The organism is Burkholderia sp. HI4860, from assembly GCF_002223045.2.
Classification (GTDB): Bacteria; Pseudomonadota; Gammaproteobacteria; order Burkholderiales; family Burkholderiaceae; genus Burkholderia.
Genome location: NZ_NKFO02000003.1, coordinates 737,626 through 753,151, shown reverse-complemented (window position 1 = coordinate 753,151; position 15,526 = coordinate 737,626). Strand labels below are relative to the sequence as shown.

18 protein-coding genes and 4 tRNA genes are annotated in these 15,526 nt (G+C 66.6%); 14 read left to right on the top strand and 8 right to left on the bottom strand.

Features of this window, described 5'->3' with window-relative positions; all coding sequences use genetic code 11:
- Positions 1 to 55 precede the first annotated feature (55 nt).
- On the bottom strand, positions 56 to 1,249 hold the full coding sequence (gene earP / locus CFB34_RS18695; RefSeq protein ID WP_089439555.1) for an elongation factor P maturation arginine rhamnosyltransferase EarP: 1,194 nt from the start codon (positions 1,247 to 1,249) through the stop codon (positions 56 to 58).
- A gap of 76 nt (positions 1,250 to 1,325) precedes the next feature.
- On the opposite strand from earP, the gene uvrC reads away from it, so the two are divergent.
- From uvrC to CFB34_RS18645, 10 genes are all read left to right on the top strand, one after another.
- Positions 1,326 to 3,359: an excinuclease ABC subunit UvrC gene (uvrC, locus tag CFB34_RS18690; protein ID WP_089439556.1), complete on the top strand. Its 2,034-nt coding sequence runs from the start codon at positions 1,326 to 1,328 to the stop codon at positions 3,357 to 3,359.
- Between the two features lie 90 nt (positions 3,360 to 3,449).
- On the top strand, positions 3,450 to 4,037 hold the full coding sequence (gene pgsA, locus CFB34_RS18685; protein ID WP_011351424.1) for a CDP-diacylglycerol--glycerol-3-phosphate 3-phosphatidyltransferase: 588 nt from the start codon (positions 3,450 to 3,452) through the stop codon (positions 4,035 to 4,037).
- Positions 4,038 to 4,172: 135 nt separating this feature from the next.
- Positions 4,173 to 4,248 (top strand) — tRNA-Gly (locus CFB34_RS18680).
- Positions 4,249 to 4,301: 53 nt separating this feature from the next.
- Positions 4,302 to 4,377 (top strand) — tRNA-Gly (locus CFB34_RS18675).
- Positions 4,378 to 4,428: 51 nt separating this feature from the next.
- A tRNA-Gly gene (locus CFB34_RS18670) sits at positions 4,429 to 4,504 on the top strand.
- Positions 4,505 to 4,604: 100 nt separating this feature from the next.
- Positions 4,605 to 4,678: transfer RNA gene (locus CFB34_RS18665), tRNA-Cys, on the top strand.
- A gap of 103 nt (positions 4,679 to 4,781) precedes the next feature.
- Positions 4,782 to 4,922: a hypothetical protein gene (locus CFB34_RS18660; RefSeq protein WP_179243621.1), complete on the top strand. Its 141-nt coding sequence runs from the start codon at positions 4,782 to 4,784 to the stop codon at positions 4,920 to 4,922.
- A 511-nt stretch (positions 4,923 to 5,433) separates the two neighbouring features.
- Positions 5,434 to 5,796: a DUF2946 domain-containing protein gene (locus tag CFB34_RS18655; protein WP_143329423.1), complete on the top strand. Its 363-nt coding sequence runs from the start codon at positions 5,434 to 5,436 to the stop codon at positions 5,794 to 5,796.
- Between the two features lie 151 nt (positions 5,797 to 5,947).
- Complete coding sequence (locus CFB34_RS18650; RefSeq protein ID WP_089439557.1) at positions 5,948 to 7,015, top strand: hypothetical protein; 1,068 nt, start codon at positions 5,948 to 5,950, stop codon at positions 7,013 to 7,015.
- Positions 7,005 to 7,568, top strand: a complete 564-nt coding sequence (locus tag CFB34_RS18645) for a TlpA disulfide reductase family protein (protein WP_089439558.1) — start codon at positions 7,005 to 7,007, stop codon at positions 7,566 to 7,568. Before CFB34_RS18650 ends, CFB34_RS18645 begins: the two co-directional genes overlap by 11 nt.
- A gap of 102 nt (positions 7,569 to 7,670) precedes the next feature.
- Here CFB34_RS18645 and CFB34_RS18640 read toward each other — a convergent pair whose 3' ends face one another.
- Positions 7,671 to 8,219: a GNAT family N-acetyltransferase gene (locus CFB34_RS18640; RefSeq protein ID WP_089439559.1), complete on the bottom strand. Its 549-nt coding sequence runs from the start codon at positions 8,217 to 8,219 to the stop codon at positions 7,671 to 7,673.
- 58 nt (positions 8,220 to 8,277) lie between these two features.
- Positions 8,278 to 8,901, bottom strand: coding sequence for a helix-turn-helix domain-containing protein (locus CFB34_RS18635; RefSeq protein ID WP_089439560.1), 624 nt, complete (start codon positions 8,899 to 8,901; stop codon positions 8,278 to 8,280).
- A 141-nt stretch (positions 8,902 to 9,042) separates the two neighbouring features.
- Here CFB34_RS18635 and CFB34_RS18630 point away from each other — a divergent pair, with 141 nt between their 5' ends.
- Together CFB34_RS18630 and map are read left to right on the top strand one after the other, a co-directional pair.
- Positions 9,043 to 9,279 carry a ParD-like family protein gene (locus tag CFB34_RS18630; protein WP_089439561.1) on the top strand — a complete coding sequence of 79 codons (237 nt, stop codon included), beginning with the start codon at positions 9,043 to 9,045 and terminating at the stop codon, positions 9,277 to 9,279.
- Positions 9,279 to 10,085, top strand: coding sequence for a type I methionyl aminopeptidase (map, locus tag CFB34_RS18625; protein ID WP_089439562.1), 807 nt, complete (start codon positions 9,279 to 9,281; stop codon positions 10,083 to 10,085). Before CFB34_RS18630 ends, map begins: the two co-directional genes overlap by 1 nt.
- Positions 10,086 to 10,243: 158 nt before the next feature.
- On the opposite strand, the gene CFB34_RS18620 is transcribed toward map, so the two are convergent.
- Positions 10,244 to 10,747 carry a GAF domain-containing protein gene (locus CFB34_RS18620; RefSeq protein ID WP_011351430.1) on the bottom strand — a complete coding sequence of 168 codons (504 nt, stop codon included), beginning with the start codon at positions 10,745 to 10,747 and terminating at the stop codon, positions 10,244 to 10,246.
- 102 nt (positions 10,748 to 10,849) lie between these two features.
- On the bottom strand, positions 10,850 to 11,767 hold the full coding sequence (locus CFB34_RS18615; protein WP_089439563.1) for a LysR family transcriptional regulator: 918 nt from the start codon (positions 11,765 to 11,767) through the stop codon (positions 10,850 to 10,852).
- Between the two features lie 109 nt (positions 11,768 to 11,876).
- On the opposite strand from CFB34_RS18615, the gene CFB34_RS18610 reads away from it, so the two are divergent.
- Both CFB34_RS18610 and CFB34_RS18605 read left to right on the top strand, forming a co-directional pair.
- A complete protein-coding gene (locus CFB34_RS18610; RefSeq protein ID WP_089440369.1) occupies positions 11,877 to 12,749 on the top strand; it encodes a pirin family protein in 873 nt (290 codons plus the stop codon).
- A gap of 125 nt (positions 12,750 to 12,874) precedes the next feature.
- Entirely contained in the window at positions 12,875 to 13,360 is a 486-nt protein-coding gene (locus tag CFB34_RS18605; protein ID WP_089439564.1) for a GNAT family N-acetyltransferase, read from the top strand.
- A gap of 27 nt (positions 13,361 to 13,387) precedes the next feature.
- On the opposite strand, the gene CFB34_RS18600 is transcribed toward CFB34_RS18605, so the two are convergent.
- Genes CFB34_RS18600 through CFB34_RS18590 form a run of 3 tightly spaced genes read right to left on the bottom strand, consistent with a single transcriptional unit; the run spans position 13,388 to position 15,365 of the window.
- Positions 13,388 to 14,260 (bottom strand): cytochrome c oxidase assembly protein, encoded by an 873-nt coding sequence (locus CFB34_RS18600; protein WP_089439565.1) that lies wholly within the window; start codon positions 14,258 to 14,260, stop codon positions 13,388 to 13,390.
- 10 nt (positions 14,261 to 14,270) lie between these two features.
- Positions 14,271 to 14,717 carry a copper chaperone PCu(A)C gene (locus tag CFB34_RS18595; protein WP_089440370.1) on the bottom strand — a complete coding sequence of 149 codons (447 nt, stop codon included), beginning with the start codon at positions 14,715 to 14,717 and terminating at the stop codon, positions 14,271 to 14,273.
- Between the two features lie 12 nt (positions 14,718 to 14,729).
- A complete protein-coding gene (locus CFB34_RS18590; protein ID WP_089439566.1) occupies positions 14,730 to 15,365 on the bottom strand; it encodes an SCO family protein in 636 nt (211 codons plus the stop codon).
- Positions 15,366 to 15,526: the final 161 nt, after the last annotated feature.

Genomic DNA, 15,526 nt, shown 5'->3' with positions numbered 1-15,526 from the left:
CGTTCCGGTGGACGCCAAAAGCGAGCGCTTGCCTGGTCAGCCGTCGGATAACCGCTTATTTTAACTGAGATTTTGCGTATTCCGCCAGCTTTCCGGCGAGATCGCCGACGGCCGCGAGCGCATCGGCCCAGCGGGCCGCGTTGGCGTCCAGTGCGGCGCGGTGCTGCCAGAAATCGGCCCAGTCGGGTGTGCCGACGCCGTTCCATGCGTGCCAGAACCGCTCGAGCGCCGCGTGCGGCGCGGCGGCGAGGCCGGCCGACAGGTGCGCGAGCGCGGCGTCGAGCTTCGGCAGGTGGACGTCGTCGGCCTGTGGGTAAATGTGCCACACGAACGGCTTGCGGGCCCACTGCGCCCGGACGAACGAATCCTCGCCGCGCACGAAATTGAGGTCGGCTACCCACAGCAACGGATCGTAGTCTGCCTGGGGGACGAACGCGAGCCCGTGAGCAGTCAGGTTGCCGCTGCGCGCATGCGTGCCCGCGTCGAACGACTCGACCCCGAAAAAACGCGCAACGGCAGGCGACACGCGGCCGGCCGGCACGAGTGCGACGACCGGTGTCGGGCCGTCGCGCCACTGCGCGAGCAGCGTGTCGACGGCCGGATTCTCGTACGCGAACAGGCTGACGACCGTCGTACCGGGGGCCGGCGGCGCGCCGCCGGTCGCGCGCTGCCACCAGGCATCGCGCGCCGCCGCATCGGCTTCGAAGGCCGTGCGGCGCGCATCGAGGTCGTGTTCCTTCAGGACGCCGCCGGTGCCGGCCGACAGGCCGGGGAAGAAAAACGTCTTCAGCAGCGGGTAGCGCGGATGCGGCGACGGCCGCAGATGGAAATCGGCGACCCAGTCCTCGGCGCTCAGGTATTCGAGGTTGATCCACACGGGGCGCCGTTCGCGCCGCGCCATCGCCGCGAGATACGCGCCGGGCAGCTCGCACGCGAACGCTTCGATCACGACATCGGCGATCTCCAGCGCGTCGCCGGCTTCCGCATGCCAGTGCTCGATCGCGATTGCGTCGACCGTCTGCCGCCCCGCGTCGGGATCGACCCCGGGCAGCAGGCGTGCGAACGTGCGCAGGTCGTCGACGAACAGGCGAACCTGCCAGCCGTGCTCGTGCGCGAGCTGGCGCGCGACGCGCCAGCAGACGCCGATGTCGCCGAAATTGTCGACCACCGTGCAGAAGAGGTCGCAGGCGATCGGTTCGCCCGGCGCGAGCGGCGCGGCGGGCAGGGGGGCAGCGGTGGTGCGGGGCATCGAAGCGGGCCGGTGAATGCTCTAAACTGGCGATTCTAATAGACCCGTTCCGCGTTACAAGGCGCCCGGATCACGCATGACATCCCCTGAAGCTTCCGATACCCCGTTCGAACCGAAGAAGATCCTTGCGCAGTTGCCGCACATGCCGGGCGTCTATCGCTACTACGACACGGCGGGCGCCGTGCTCTATGTCGGCAAGGCCCGCGACCTGAAGAAGCGCGTATCGAGCTATTTCACGAAGACGCAGCTGTCGCCGCGCATCGCGATGATGGTCACGCGCATCGCGCGCATCGAGACGACCGTCACGCGCTCGGAGGCCGAGGCGCTGCTGCTCGAGAACAACCTGATCAAGGCGCTCGCGCCGCGCTACAACATCCTGTTTCGCGACGACAAGTCGTATCCGTACCTGAAGCTCACCGCGCACCGTTTTCCGCGGATGGCCTACTACCGCGGCTCGGTCGACAAGCAGAACCAGTATTTCGGGCCGTTCCCGAGCGCCTGGGCCGTGCGCGAGAGCATCCAGATCCTGCAGCGCGTGTTCCAGCTGCGTACCTGCGAGGATTCGGTCTTCAACAACCGCACGCGGCCGTGCCTGCTGCACCAGATCGGGCGCTGCACGGCGCCGTGCGTCGGCGCGATCTCCGGCGAGGATTACGCGATCGACGTCTCGAACGCCGCGCGTTTCCTGCTCGGCCGGCAGTCCGAAGTGATGAAGGAGCTCGAGCAGAAGATGCATGCGTTCGCGGCCGAACTGAAATTCGAGCAGGCAGCAGCCGTGCGCAACCAGATGAGCTCGCTCGCGACGGTGCTGCACCAGCAGGCGATCGAGGTCGGCAGCGACAGCGACGTCGACATCCTGGCCGTCGTCGCGCAAGGCGGCCGCGTGTGCGTGAACCTCGCGATGGTGCGCGGCGGCCGGCATCTCGGCGACAAGGCGTATTTCCCGACGCACGTCGAAAGCGCGCTGACGCTCGCCGAGGGCGGGATCGGCGACGAGTCCGAGCTGGCGGAGGCGACCGATGTGTCCGCCGATGTATTGCCCGACCTCCCCGCGGAAGAACCCGGCCGCACGCGCGGCGACGCAGTGGCGTCGGTCGAGGCCGAAGTGCTCGACGCGTTCATCGCGCAGCACTATCTCGGCAACCGCGTGCCGCCGGTGCTGGTCGTGAGCCATGCGCCCGCGAGCCGCGGCTTGCTCGAGTTGCTGTCCGAGCAGGCCGGCCACAAGGTGTCGCTGGTGCGGCAGCCGCAGGGGCAGCGGCGTGCGTGGCTGTCGATGGCCGAGCAGAATGCGCAGATCGCGCTCATGCGGCTGCTGTCCGAGCAGGGCTCGCAGCAGGCGCGCACGCGTGCGCTCGCGGAGACGCTCAGCTACGAATGCGACGATCTCGCGACGCTGCGGATCGAATGCTTCGACATCAGCCACACGATGGGCGAGGCAACGCAGGCGTCGTGCGTGGTCTACCACCATCACAAGATGCAGTCGGGCGAATACCGTCGCTACAACATCACCGGGATCACGCCGGGCGACGACTACGCGGCGATGCGGCAGGTGCTCACGCGCCGCTACGAGAAGATGGTCGAGCAGGCCGCACAGGCGGCAGCCGCCGACGATGCGGCCGGCATCGACGGCGAGTCCACGCGCCAGGCCGAGGCGTCGAGCCTGCTGCCGAACATCGTGCTGATCGACGGCGGCAAGGGTCAGGTCGAAATCGCACGCCAGGTGTTCACCGAGCTCGGTCTCGACACGTCGATGCTGGTCGGCGTCGCGAAAGGCGAGGGGCGCAAGGTCGGCCTCGAGACGCTCGTGTTCGCGGACGGCCGCACGCCGCTCGAACTCGGCAAGGAAAGCGCCGCGCTGATGCTCGTCGCGCAGATCCGCGACGAGGCGCACCGCTTCGCGATCACCGGCATGCGTGCCAAGCGGGCGAAGGCGCGCCAGACATCGCGGCTCGAGGAACTCGAGGGCGTCGGCGCGAAGCGCCGGCAGCGGCTGCTCGCGCGATTCGGCGGGTTGCGCGGCGTGGTGGCCGCGAGCGTCGAGGAACTCGCGAGCGTCGAGGGCATCTCGCACGCGCTCGCCGAGCAGATCTACAAGCAGCTTCACTGACGCGGCCGTGCGGCCGGCCGCCTTGCCAGCGTTCTTGTGGCAGGCCGGTCGACACGGCACAATTGCGAATCCTTTACTGTCCCGCATGCCATGCCGTTCAATTTCCCGATTTTCCTGACGTGGGTACGGATCGTGCTGATTCCGCTCGTCGTCGGCGTGTTCTATCTGCCGGACACGGTGATGGGCGGCGCGCACCGCAATCTCGCGGCGGCGGCGATCTTCATTCTTGCGGCGCTGACCGACTGGTTCGACGGCTATCTGGCCCGCAAGTGGAACCAGACGTCGTCGTTCGGTGCATTTCTCGATCCGGTAGCGGACAAGCTGATGGTGACGGCCGCGCTGCTGATCCTCGTGCAGATTTCGCGGGTCGACGCGGCAATCGCACTCGTGATCGTCGGCCGTGAGATCGCGATTTCGGCGCTGCGCGAGTGGATGGCGCAGATCGGCGCGTCGAAGAGCGTCGCGGTGAACCAGCTCGGCAAGTTCAAGACCGCCTGCCAGATGGTCGCGATTCCGATGCTGCTGTTCTACGGACCGCTGCCGCTCGGCGTCGCGACGATCGACACGCGCGTGTGGGGCGAATGGCTGATGTATCTCGCCGCGGTGCTGACGATCTGGTCGATGCTGTACTACATGAAGCTCGCTTGGCCGCAGATTCGCGAGCGCGGCGGCGCATGATGCGTCCGGTCGAGCAGGTTTTTGTAAAAAGGGCTGGAAAAGCCCTTGACACACGAATGTGCCTTCGACATAATCTCGCTTCTCCGCTGCACGACGAAGTAAGTGTGTGACGGGGAAGCAGTAGCGTAGCAATACGCGGGAGTAGCTCAGTTGGTAGAGCGCAACCTTGCCAAGGTTGAGGTCGCGAGTTCGAGACTCGTCTCCCGCTCCAGATTTTTTCTGGCAGCGTGTTGGTCGGCAAAGCGCTGCGGATGCAGGACACATGCGGGAGTAGCTCAGTTGGTAGAGCGCAACCTTGCCAAGGTTGAGGTCGCGAGTTCGAGACTCGTCTCCCGCTCCAGATTTTTCTGGCAGCGTGTTGGTCGGCGAAGCGCTGCAGATGCAGGACAATGCGGGAGTAGCTCAGTTGGTAGAGCGCAACCTTGCCAAGGTTGAGGTCGCGAGTTCGAGACTCGTCTCCCGCTCCAAGTAATGGGGAAGCCACGCTTCCCTTTTTATTTGATGGACTTTCAGTCCTCGAATAAAAAATCTGTCGCTTGCCTCACGGCATGCGCACAGTCCGCTTTTGGCGCGATAGCAAAGCGGTTATGCAGCGGCCTGCAAAGCCGTTTAGGCCGGTTCGACTCCGGCTCGCGCCTCCAGATAAAGCCCCGCTTCGGCGGGGCTTTTCTTTTTCTGCTCCCAGCGCCACTTTCCCCGACGTTGCAATCGCCAAGCGTCCGACGTTCGACACGCGGATTGAACATGAGTCGTCTGGAACGAAATTCACGTATGCGTTACGAGGCTGAAACGGAAACATTCGTTGATGTGACGAATGCCCTGTCGCACGCGAGATTGTCTGCGACAGTGCGCATCGTACCGATGGTATTGCGCAACCTCGATTGAGTGCCTTGCGCGAAGCAGGCAAGTGGCCGTATCCGATCGACGCCAGCTTGGAAGAACGTACGCATGACGCGTCGTGCCCGACACGTTCGTCACGATGTCGACGGTAGCGTTGCAGGTCTGAAACACTTCATGCGATCAACACGGAGGCGTTTTTTTCGCATACGCCTGACGTGTAATGACAGCGGGCGCCTGCTTCACATGGCACGCCGTTTGCGTTATCGAATTCAGAAATCGAAAGGCTCAATGCGCGCCATGCGACTTCGGCGCCACCTGGCCAATCGACCGGGCGGGGGACAGTTCAATGAAGTCAAATCGACGAGTGGACAGTGCGGGCGTATCGATCCGCAGCACGATCGTCATCGCAAACGGCTGCCGGATCCCGGCGGCCGGTTTCGAACGCGCGCCGTCACGAGAACCGTCCGGGGCAGGGCCGCATCGTGCCGACGACGATTGTCCGGTTGCCACGGCTGGCTTCGGCTAAGATCCAGCGACCGTTCCGATGCCGCTCATCATGACCGCACGTTCCCGCAATCGTCTGACAGCGTGGCTTGGCATGTTTGCCATGCTGCTCGTCGTCATTGCGCCGCTCGTGAGCCATGGCCTGGTCTCCCATGACCGGGATGCACCAGTCGCATCGATCTGTTCGGCCGACGGACAGCCCGACGCCGACAATCACGCCCTTGCAACTGACCATTTCGCGGCTTGCGGCTATTGCGACCTGCTGGTGCATCATGCGCCTGCACCGTCACCGTCCTTGCCGCAATGGCTGGCGGTTCCCGGCTATGCCGTCGCACATCCACCGGCTTCACGCCCGTTCGTCCTTCGGGATATCCCCAGCGCGGGCCGGCCCCGCGATTCGCCGTTCTACCTCTGACGTAGTCACTCCAGCAGTTGATCCGGGCAGGCTTTCCCGCGGCGCATGAAACGCCCGCGGCCACGAGCCGGCAATCGGGTCATCTCGCACCGCGCGTCCGTCACGTTGCGAATCACGCGCGTGCATGCACACGACATGAGAGGGGAACGAAATGCGAATCGAATCGAAGCAGACCGTCGACGCGGCGCTGGCCGCGCTCGCCTGTCTGACGGGCTTGACCCTGCCGGTTGCCGCCCACGCCTGCGCGACCTGTGGCTGCTCGCTAAGCACGGATGCCGCGACCGGGTATTCGGCCATGCCGGGCTGGCGTATCAGCCTGGACTACACCTTCATCCCGCAGAACCAGTTGCGCAGCGGAACGCATGCGGTTTCGAACGTCGTACCGGCGGCGATCAATGCGGCAGGCGGCAGCCAGGAGGTCGAGAACCAGACGATCAACCGCTACTGGAACCTGGGTATCAGCTACAGCCCGAACCCCAAGTGGAACTTCAGCGCGATCGTGCCGTTCGTCGATCGGGGCCACTCGACGTACGGGAATGCCACGCCGGACCAGCTCACATCCGACAATCTGAGCGGCGTCACCAGCAAGGGGCTGGGCGACATCAAGCTGATCGCCAGCTATCAGGGCTTCCTGCCGACCCGCAATCTCGGCGTGCAACTGGGGGTCAAGCTGCCGACGGGAAAGTACGGCGGCCAGAACGTGCTGACGGGCGCCAACGTCGGGCGTAGCCCGGTGTTCTTCTCGTCAGGCCCGAACAGCGCGAACGGCCAGGCCCTCGATACGAGCCTGCAGCCCGGGACGGGCAGTACCGATCTGATCGTCGGTGCGTACTACTATCAGCCGATCAGCCAGAATTTCGACGCGTTCATCAACGGTCAATTCCAGGCTGCGGTGGTCGAGAACCTTCGCGGCCTCGGCGAGGACTTCCGACCCGGTAACCAGGCGACGGTCAGCGTCGGCCTGCGTTACGAGGAGAACCCGAGGATCGTGCCGCAGCTCCAGATCAACGTGACGCGCAAGAGTTCGGACCAGGGGGCGCTCGCCGACACCGGCAACACGGCCGGCACGGTCGTTTATCTGTCGCCCGGCGTGACGGTGAACGTCGTGAAGAACCTGAACGTCTACGCGTTCGTCCAGAAGGCGCTGTACAGCAGGCTCAGCGGCTACCAGCTGTTTCCGCGCTGGTCGGGCACGGTGGGGGCGAGCTATGCGTTCTGACGGTTTTGGCGGAAGCAGCGGGCGTCGGCGGGCGAGGCGCGACTGGCTGCGCATGGCTGGAGGGCTTGCACTGGGTGCCGGCGTCGGCGGATGGCTGCCGGCGGCGCAGGCCGCCAGTCTGACGGTCGGCCGTCCGGCGCCCGGCCTCGTCCTGCATACGCTCGACGGACAAAGCATCGCCAGCGAGGATTGGCGGGGTTATGTCGTCATCCTGACCTTCTGGGCCACATGGTGCGAGCCCTGCCGGACCGAACTGCCGCTGTTGTCCGCGTATGCCGCGCGCCATGCGGCGGACGGCCTGCGCGTGCTCGGCTTCAGCCTGGACGGGGCGGACAACCTCGCGGAGGTGCGGCAGGTGGCGGCCGGCCTGAGCTTTCCGGTGGGGTTGTTGGGCAGTGCCTATGCCGGAGGCTACGGGCGCATGTGGCGGATCCCGGTGAACTTCACGATCGACCGGAACGGGCTCCTCGTCGACAATGGCTGGGACGATCCGCAACCGTCGTGGACTGCCGATCGTCTCGAGCGCGTCGTTGCGCCGCTCTTGCTGAAATAGCGGGGCCACGATCCGGCAGCGTGCGAACGAAGTGAACGCCGCTGGCGGTCCGGCCGAACGGCGGCATGGCGCGCACACGGGTTGTGCGCGACTTCATTCGGCTCAACCATCCACCGGCTGCGCCGGCGTGTCGAGCGTCAGCTGATAGAACGCCGCATCGAGCCAGCGGCCGAATTTGAATCCCGCCTGCGTGATCGTGCCCGAGTGCACGAATCCGAGCTTCGTATGCAGTGCGATGCTTCCCGCATTGGTCGCATCGATACAGCCGACCACCACGTGTACCTGCGCTTCACGCGCGCGCCGGACCACTTCGCGCAGCAGCACGTCGCCCAGCCCGCGGCCGCGCTGGTCGCGATGCACGTACACACTGTGTTCGACCGTGTACTTGAAGGCGGGAAACGCGCGGAACGTGCCCCAGCTCGCAAAGCCCAGCAGCGTGCCCGCTGCGTCGACCGCGCCGATGACCGGGAAGCCGCCCGTGCGCTTCGCCGCGAACCACGCGACCATCGCTTCCGGCGGACGCGGCTTGTAGTCGTACAGTGCGGTCGAGTTCGCGATCGCGTCGTTCAGGATCTCGAGGATGGCCGGCGCATGCTCGGCCTCGCTGCAATCGATCAGGCGCACGTCGTCGCGCTGTTTCGGGGAATTCATACCGGCTCCTGTAGGCAATAAATAGGGCGCGCGCATCGCTGCTGCGATGACGCGCTCATCAGGGGTTCCGCACGCCGGCGGCGGCAGACGCATCGCAGATCGCGACGACATAACGCGCGGCATGCGACGACGGATTGCTGAAAATCAGCGGCTGGTCGAGCCGCATGGCCAGGCAGTCGCCTTCGTGAAGTTCGTGAAGCGCGTCGCCGAACGTGACGTCGACGCGGCCACTGATCACCCACACCTGCTGATGCAGCGCGCTTTCACGTCCGCCGCTGTCGTACGCGACGCGTGCACCGGGCGGGAAATCCACCTCGACGAGCTGGATCGGCGACGGCCAGCCGGCCGGGGAGAGGTTGCGTCGCACATAGCCGGACGCGGGATCTCGCCATTCGGCCTGTTGCGCGCGGCGGGCCAGCGGCTGCGCGGGCGTGTCGTCCGGGTCGCCGCCGAACAGGCCGGCCAGCGACACGCCGAGCCCGGCCGCGAGCTTGTCGAGCACGACGGCCGTCGGGCTGGCCGATGCGCGTTCGATGAGCGAGATCATCGAACGACTGACGCCGGAGCGCGCGGCCAGCACATCGAGCGTGTAGCCTCGCACGGTGCGCAGGTCGCGCACACGCCGGGCGATGCGTTCGTTGATGCCGGTGTCGTCGGCAACGGCGGTCGCTGATTCTTTCATGATGGATTTATTTTCCAGCAAACTGGAATTTGGTGTCAACGGGATCGACCTCAGTCGGCTCGACGGAATTCGAATGGCTTGCCCGGCGGTCGTGCGCGGCGTAATATACGAATCGACTACGTTTCGCTTAATTGGGGATATATGGGCATCATCAAGATTTCCGAGCACATGCACGAGCGGCTGCGCTCGACCAGCACGGCGCTGAGCCGCTCGATCAATGCACAGGCCGAACACTGGCTACGCGTCGGGATGCTGGCGGAACTCAATCCGGCGCTGTCCTACGGCGACATCTGCCGGATGCTGATCGAGGCCGAAGCACGGGGCGGCGAGACGGGGCCGGCGGAACCGGTCGAGCACCGCATCGAGCAGGTGGCGTAATGGCGAAACGAGAAATCCCGATCCGCGGCGCCGCGGAAATCGCCAAGTCGCGTGAAGCCGCGAAGCTTGCGTCGCAGGTGCTGACGATGATCACCGAGCACGTGAAGCCGGGTGTCACCACCGACGAGCTGGACGTGCTCTGCCGCAACTACATCGTCGACGTGCTCGGCGCGATCCCGGCGAACATCGGCTATCACGGCTATCCGAAAACCGTGTGCGCATCGGTCAATCACGTGGTGTGCCACGGCATTCCGACGTCGCGGCCGCTGCGCGACGGCGATATCGTGAACCTCGACATCGCGGTGATCAAGGACGGCTGGTTCGGCGATACGAGCCGCATGTATTTCGTCGGCGAGCCGAACGAACTCGCGCGGCGCCTCGTCGCGACGACCTATGAGGCGATGCACGCGGGCATTCGCGCGGTGCGTCCGGGTGCGACGCTCGGCGACGTCGGCTATGCGATCCAGCAGGTCGCGCATCGCGAAGGATTCAGCGTGGTTCGCGAATATTGCGGGCACGGCATCGGCGATGTCTATCACGACGAACCGCAGGTGCTGCACTACGGTCGCCCGGGCACCGGCGTGCCGCTCCGGCCGGGGATGATCTTCACGATCGAGCCGATGCTCAACGCGGGCAAGCGCGACACGCGCATGCTGGCGGACGGCTGGACGGTGGTCACGAAGGACCATTCGCTGTCGGCCCAATGGGAGCACATGGTCGTGGTGACAGAAACGGGCTTCGACGTGCTGACCGAGGACGCGAAGCCTCAGGCGTTCCCGGTGTTGTCGGGCACGCACGCCGCCTGATATCTGCAGTGCGCCACGAACGGTGGTGCGGTGGCACAGTGGAACGGGCCCCTTTGCGGGGCCCGTTTCGTTTTCGTTCGAGGTCGCGAAGCGCGGCGCGATTTACGCGTGAACGCGGGGACCAGCTGCTCGGTGGCGGAGCGCGGCCCGGCCTGGGCTCAACCGCGTGCCTTCTGCCACGCGGATTCGACGAACACGCGGCACAGCGCTTCCATCCCCTTGCGGTCCTCGTCGTCGAAGCGCGCGGCGACCGGGCTGTCGACGTCCCACACGCCGATCAGCGTGCCGTCGGCGGCCACCAGCGGCACGACGATTTCCGATTCCGAGGCGGCGTCGCACGCGATATGGCCGGGGAAGTCATGCACGTCGCGCACGACTTGCGTCTCGCGCGTCTGCGCCGCCGTGCCGCACACGCCCTTGCCGAGCGCGATCCGCACGCAGGCGGGCTTGCCCTGGAACGGCCCGACCACGAGTTCCGTCCCGTCGAAAAAGTAGAAGCCGGCCCAGTTGAGACGGTCGAGCGAGTGGTAGACCAGCGCGGAGAAGTTGGCCGCATTCGCGGTCAGGTCGCGTTCGGACTCGACGAGCGCGCGTGCCTGCTCGACGAGCGTCGCGTATTGGTCGGCCTTGGAGGCGTTGGGGTCGTTGGACAGCGTGAACATGGCGGGAAAGCAATCAGGGTTGTGGAATGCGCGATGCGCGTACCGCAGTCTACGGCACGCGCGCAGGGTTTGCAGCGCCCGGTCGCGCGTGAAGCGGCGTGCTCAATCGGGTTCGAGTTCGGCAAACCGCTCCGCGAGAAAGTCCAGCAGGGCACGCACCGCGGGCAGCAATCCCCGGCGCGATGCGAACACCGCATGCACGATTTCTCGGCGTGGCGCCCAGTCGGGCAGCACGATTACCAACTCGCCGCGCGCGAGCTCATCGCGCACCATCATCGTCGGCAACTGCACGATGCCGACGCCCGCGACGGCCGCCGCGCGCAGCGCGAGCATGCCGCCCGTCACGAAGCGCGGCTGGTGATGAATCTCCGCGTGAGCGCCGTCGGGCCCGCGCAGCCGCCACACGTGCGCGGACTGCGGGGCGCCGTGATCGAGGCTCGGCAGGCGCGCGAGATCGGCGGGAACGGCCGGGGCGCCATGCTCGCGCAGCAGCGCCGGGCTTGCGACGAGGCACTGGCCGCGCTCGGCCAGCACGCGCAGCGCGAGATCGCTGTCTTCGAGCGGGGGCGGGCGCACGCGGATCGCGACGTCGATTCCTTCGCCGACCACATCGACGCGCCGGTTGGTCGCTTCCAGATGAATCTCGACGCGCGGGCACGCGACCATGAACGCGGCGATCATCGTGCCGACCAGCGAATCGAGCAGCACGATCGGGCAACTGACGCGCACGATGCCGCGCGGCTCCTCGTGCAGCAGCGCGATCGCCTCGTCGGCGGCGTCGGCCTCGACGAGCATCGCGCGGCAATGCGCGTAATAGGTCTGGCCGACGTCGGTGACCGTGAAGCGGCGTGTCGAGCGCTGGATCAGCCGCATCCCGAGCCGCGCCTCGAGCAGCGCGATGCGGCGGCTCAGCTTCGATTTCGGCATGTCCAGCGCCCGCCCGGCCGGTGCGAAGCCGCCGTGTTCGACGACCTGTACAAAGTAATAGAGATCGTTCAGATCCCGCGCTTTATCGTTCATGAAATGGAACGCTGCGTGCGATTTTGGCAGTCTACCGGATCGATCGTTCCATCACTATATTTCTACCCAGGATGCGAAACACGTGTTTCGCCGCAATTCGGAGAAGGCAATGAAGAAGATCCAGGGTGTGTACAGTGCGCCGCGCGGCCATTGGGTCGGCGACGGTTTCCCGGTGCGTTCGATGTTCAGCTACCAGTCCCACGGTGCGCACCTGAGCCCGTTCCTGCTGCTCGATTACGCCGGCCCGACCACGTTCGAGCCGGGCTCGGCCTCGGCACCGCGCGGTGTCGGCCAGCATCCGCACCGCGGGTTCGAGACGGTGACGATCGTCTATGACGGCGAGGTCGCGCACCGCGACTCGACCGGCGCGGGCGGCGTGATCGGCCCGGGCGACGTGCAGTGGATGACGGCCGCGAGCGGGATCCTGCATGAGGAATTCCACTCGGAAGGGTTCACGCAGCGGGGCGGCCCGCTCGAGATGGTGCAGCTGTGGGTGAACCTGCCCGCCGCGGACAAGATGGGCGCGCCCGGCTACCAGACGCTGCTGAACGCCGACATCCCCGTGGTCGAGCTGCCGGACGGCGCGGGGCGTGCGCGGATCATCGCGGGTGAACTCGACGGGCGGCGTGGGCCGGCCCGCACGCATACGCCGATCGACGTGTGGGACGTGCGGCTCGTGGCCGGCGGCCATGCGCGGTTCCCGGTCGCCGACGGGCGTACGCTCGCGGTGGTCGTGCTGAGCGGCACCGTGCAGGTGAACGGCGAGACGGTCGCCCGCGAAGCGCAGTTCGTGCAACTCGGCCGCGACGGCAGCGATGTCGAGATCGAAGCGAACGGCGACGCGAAGCTGCTGATCCTGAGCGGCGAACCGATCGACGAACCCGTCGTCGGTTACGGGCCGTTCGTGATGAACTCGCAAGCGGAGATTCGTACCGCGATCGACGACTTCAACAGCGGCCGCTTCGGCCAGATGCCGGCATGACGGACAGGCCCCGCGCAATGCGGGGCCTTTTTTGTGCGCGGGCAGTCGGTCGCGCGGCGCGTGCGCTTCGAGGCATAATCGTCGATTGCCGCGCGCCGGCCGGCGCGCCCGAATCAGGACCGACCATGAACGCATCCGCTGCATCCCCGAGCGCCGCCGATCTCGACTGGCGCTGGAAGTCCTTCGACGCGCTGACGGCGCGCGAAGTCTATTCGATCCTCGAAGCGCGCAGCGCGGTATTCGTCGTCGAGCAGAACTGCGTGTATCGCGACATCGACGATGCGGATCAGGCCGCATGGCACCTGGCCGCCTTCGATCCGGCAGGCCGCCTGGCCGGCTATCTGCGCGTGCTGCTGCCCGATGCACAGCACACCGACGTGCGCATCGGCCGCGTGTTGACGACCGCCGAGTTTCGCGGCGCGGGCCTCGGCAACGGGCTGTTGTCGCGTGCGCTCGAGCATATCCGTGCGCAGTGGCCGGATACGCCGGTGAGCCTGCATGCGCAGGCCCACTTGCAGCGTTTTTATGGCGCATTCGGCTTCGCGCCGAGTTCGGACGTGCACGACGAGGACGGCATCCCGCACGTGTGGATGAGCAGCGCACGCGCGTAATGCGCGATGCGCCGCGCCGCGCGGCAGTCAGTGCGCGGCGTGCGCGACCGGCGGCCGGGCTGCGCGCTGTGCCGCGGCCCGTTCATCGATCAGTCGGCCGCGCGCGGACAGCCGCAGCCAGTGGCGCAGCGCGATCAGCGCGCCGATCACGCTCATCATCGAGCCGGGAATCCACAGCAGCAGGCCGCCGATCTGCTGGTCACGCAGCGGGCTCAGCCACGTGAACGCGCGGCCGCAGATCGAATAGATCGGATACAGCTCGTGCGGCGTGAAGAAGATCAGCGCGCCGAGCGCGATCTGCGGCGGAATCGCCGCGACGACGATCAGGATCCGGCGGCCCGGCGACAACCGCGCGGGCGGCGCCGGACGCGGATCGACGACGAGCCACCAGAACAGCAGCCCGTCGATCACCATGCTCCAGTTCATCACGCGATAGAGACGCCAGTCGAGCATCGCGATGAAGTGAATCGGCGACAGCAGCCAGAAATAGATCAGCCCGACGAACAGCACGACCGCGACGACGGGATGGAACACCACGTCGAGCGTCGCGCGCACGGGCGCCCACGCGAGCGCGGGGCGCACGAAACGCTGCCGCCAGCGGAACGGAATGCCCGCGCGCATCGCGGCGCCCGGATACGACAGCGCGATGAAGAACGGCCCGAGGTGGTGCAGCACCAGATGCTGCGCGCGGTGCAGGAAGAATTCGTGCTCGAAGAAATAGTCGAGCCGCGTATGCAGCGCGATGTAGAGCGCCGTCAGCCCGAACCAGAACGAGAACTGCCGCAGCGGCGACACCTTCGCCTTCTTCACGCCGCGTGCGAACAGCACGGCGGCGGTCAGCACCGCGATCACCACGGTGGGCGACGGTTCCCACGGATCGAGCCAGTACAGGAGGTTCATCGCGCGCGCATCACTTCGCCTGGGCCGGCGATTTCACGGCGAACGGCGCATCGACCGTTTCGCCGTCGGAGAACTTCAGGCGCAGGTGTACGGTGTCGCCCGGCTTGATCGCGTGCTTCGGCTCCTCGAGCATGAAGTGGTAGCCGCCCGGCGCGATGTCGACCTTGCCGCGCGCGGGGATCGTCAGCTTGTCGACCATTTCCATTTTCTGCGTCGAGCCGTTCGAGACGGTCTGGTGCAGCATCGCCATCCCGTAGTCGGGGCTGTCGACGTCGACGAGATCGACCGGCTTGTCGCTCGTATTCACGAGCGTCACGTAGCCGCCGGCCGGCAGCTTGTTCGGCAGCCAGCGCACCCAGGCGTTCTGCGCGGTGATCGCGCCGGCGGCATACGCATGGGCGCCTGCGCACAGCGCGGCGAGGAGGGCGAGCGTCTTGAGGGGCGTTGTCGTTTTCATGTCGGGATGCATTCAGGTAGTGGGGGCGGTGTCGATGATCCGGCGCAGATCGGCGGCGATGGCGTCGGGCGAGTCGCGGTCGGTCGCAAGCAGGCGGGCGCGGCCGCGCGCGTCGAAGATGTAGACGGCCGAGCTGTGCGTGACTTCGTAGCCGCCGGACGGATCGCGTTTTTCCATCTGGTAGGCGACGCGATAGCGCTTCGCGAGCGATTCGATCTGGCGGTCGGTGCCGGTCAGGCCGCGCGCATGCGCGGCGTCGAACGCGGCGACATACGATTGCATTGCCTGCGGCGTGTCGCGGGCAGGGTCGACCGAGACGAACAGGATGCGCACGTTGTCGGCCTGCGGGCCGAGCTTCGCCAGCACTTCCATCAGCCGCGCCATCGTTTCGGGGCAGACATCGGGGCAGTGCGTGTAGCCGAAGTAGACGAGCGCGACCTGGCCGTGGAACGCATCGGCGTCGACGGGGTGGCCGTCGCCGCCCGTCAGCGTGAACGACAGGTCGGGCAGGTGGCCGGTAACGTTGGTCAGGTTCCAGCGCGGCTCGTCGTGCGTGCACGCGGCGAGCGCCACGGCGGCGGCGAGGGCCGCGGCCGTGCGGATGAGGCGGGAGAAGCGCCGGTGCGGCGTGGTGCAGGCAGACGACATCCTGGGGCTCGATCGGACGGAATGGTGGCCGGCCGGCGCGGCGCCATGCGTCGCGCGGCAGGCGGTTGCGACTGTAGCGCAATTCGCGCGCCCGCGTCCTTTCGAAACCCGTACGCCGCGAACGAGCGGGGCAATATGTCGCAGTTGACGCGCGCGGCGGC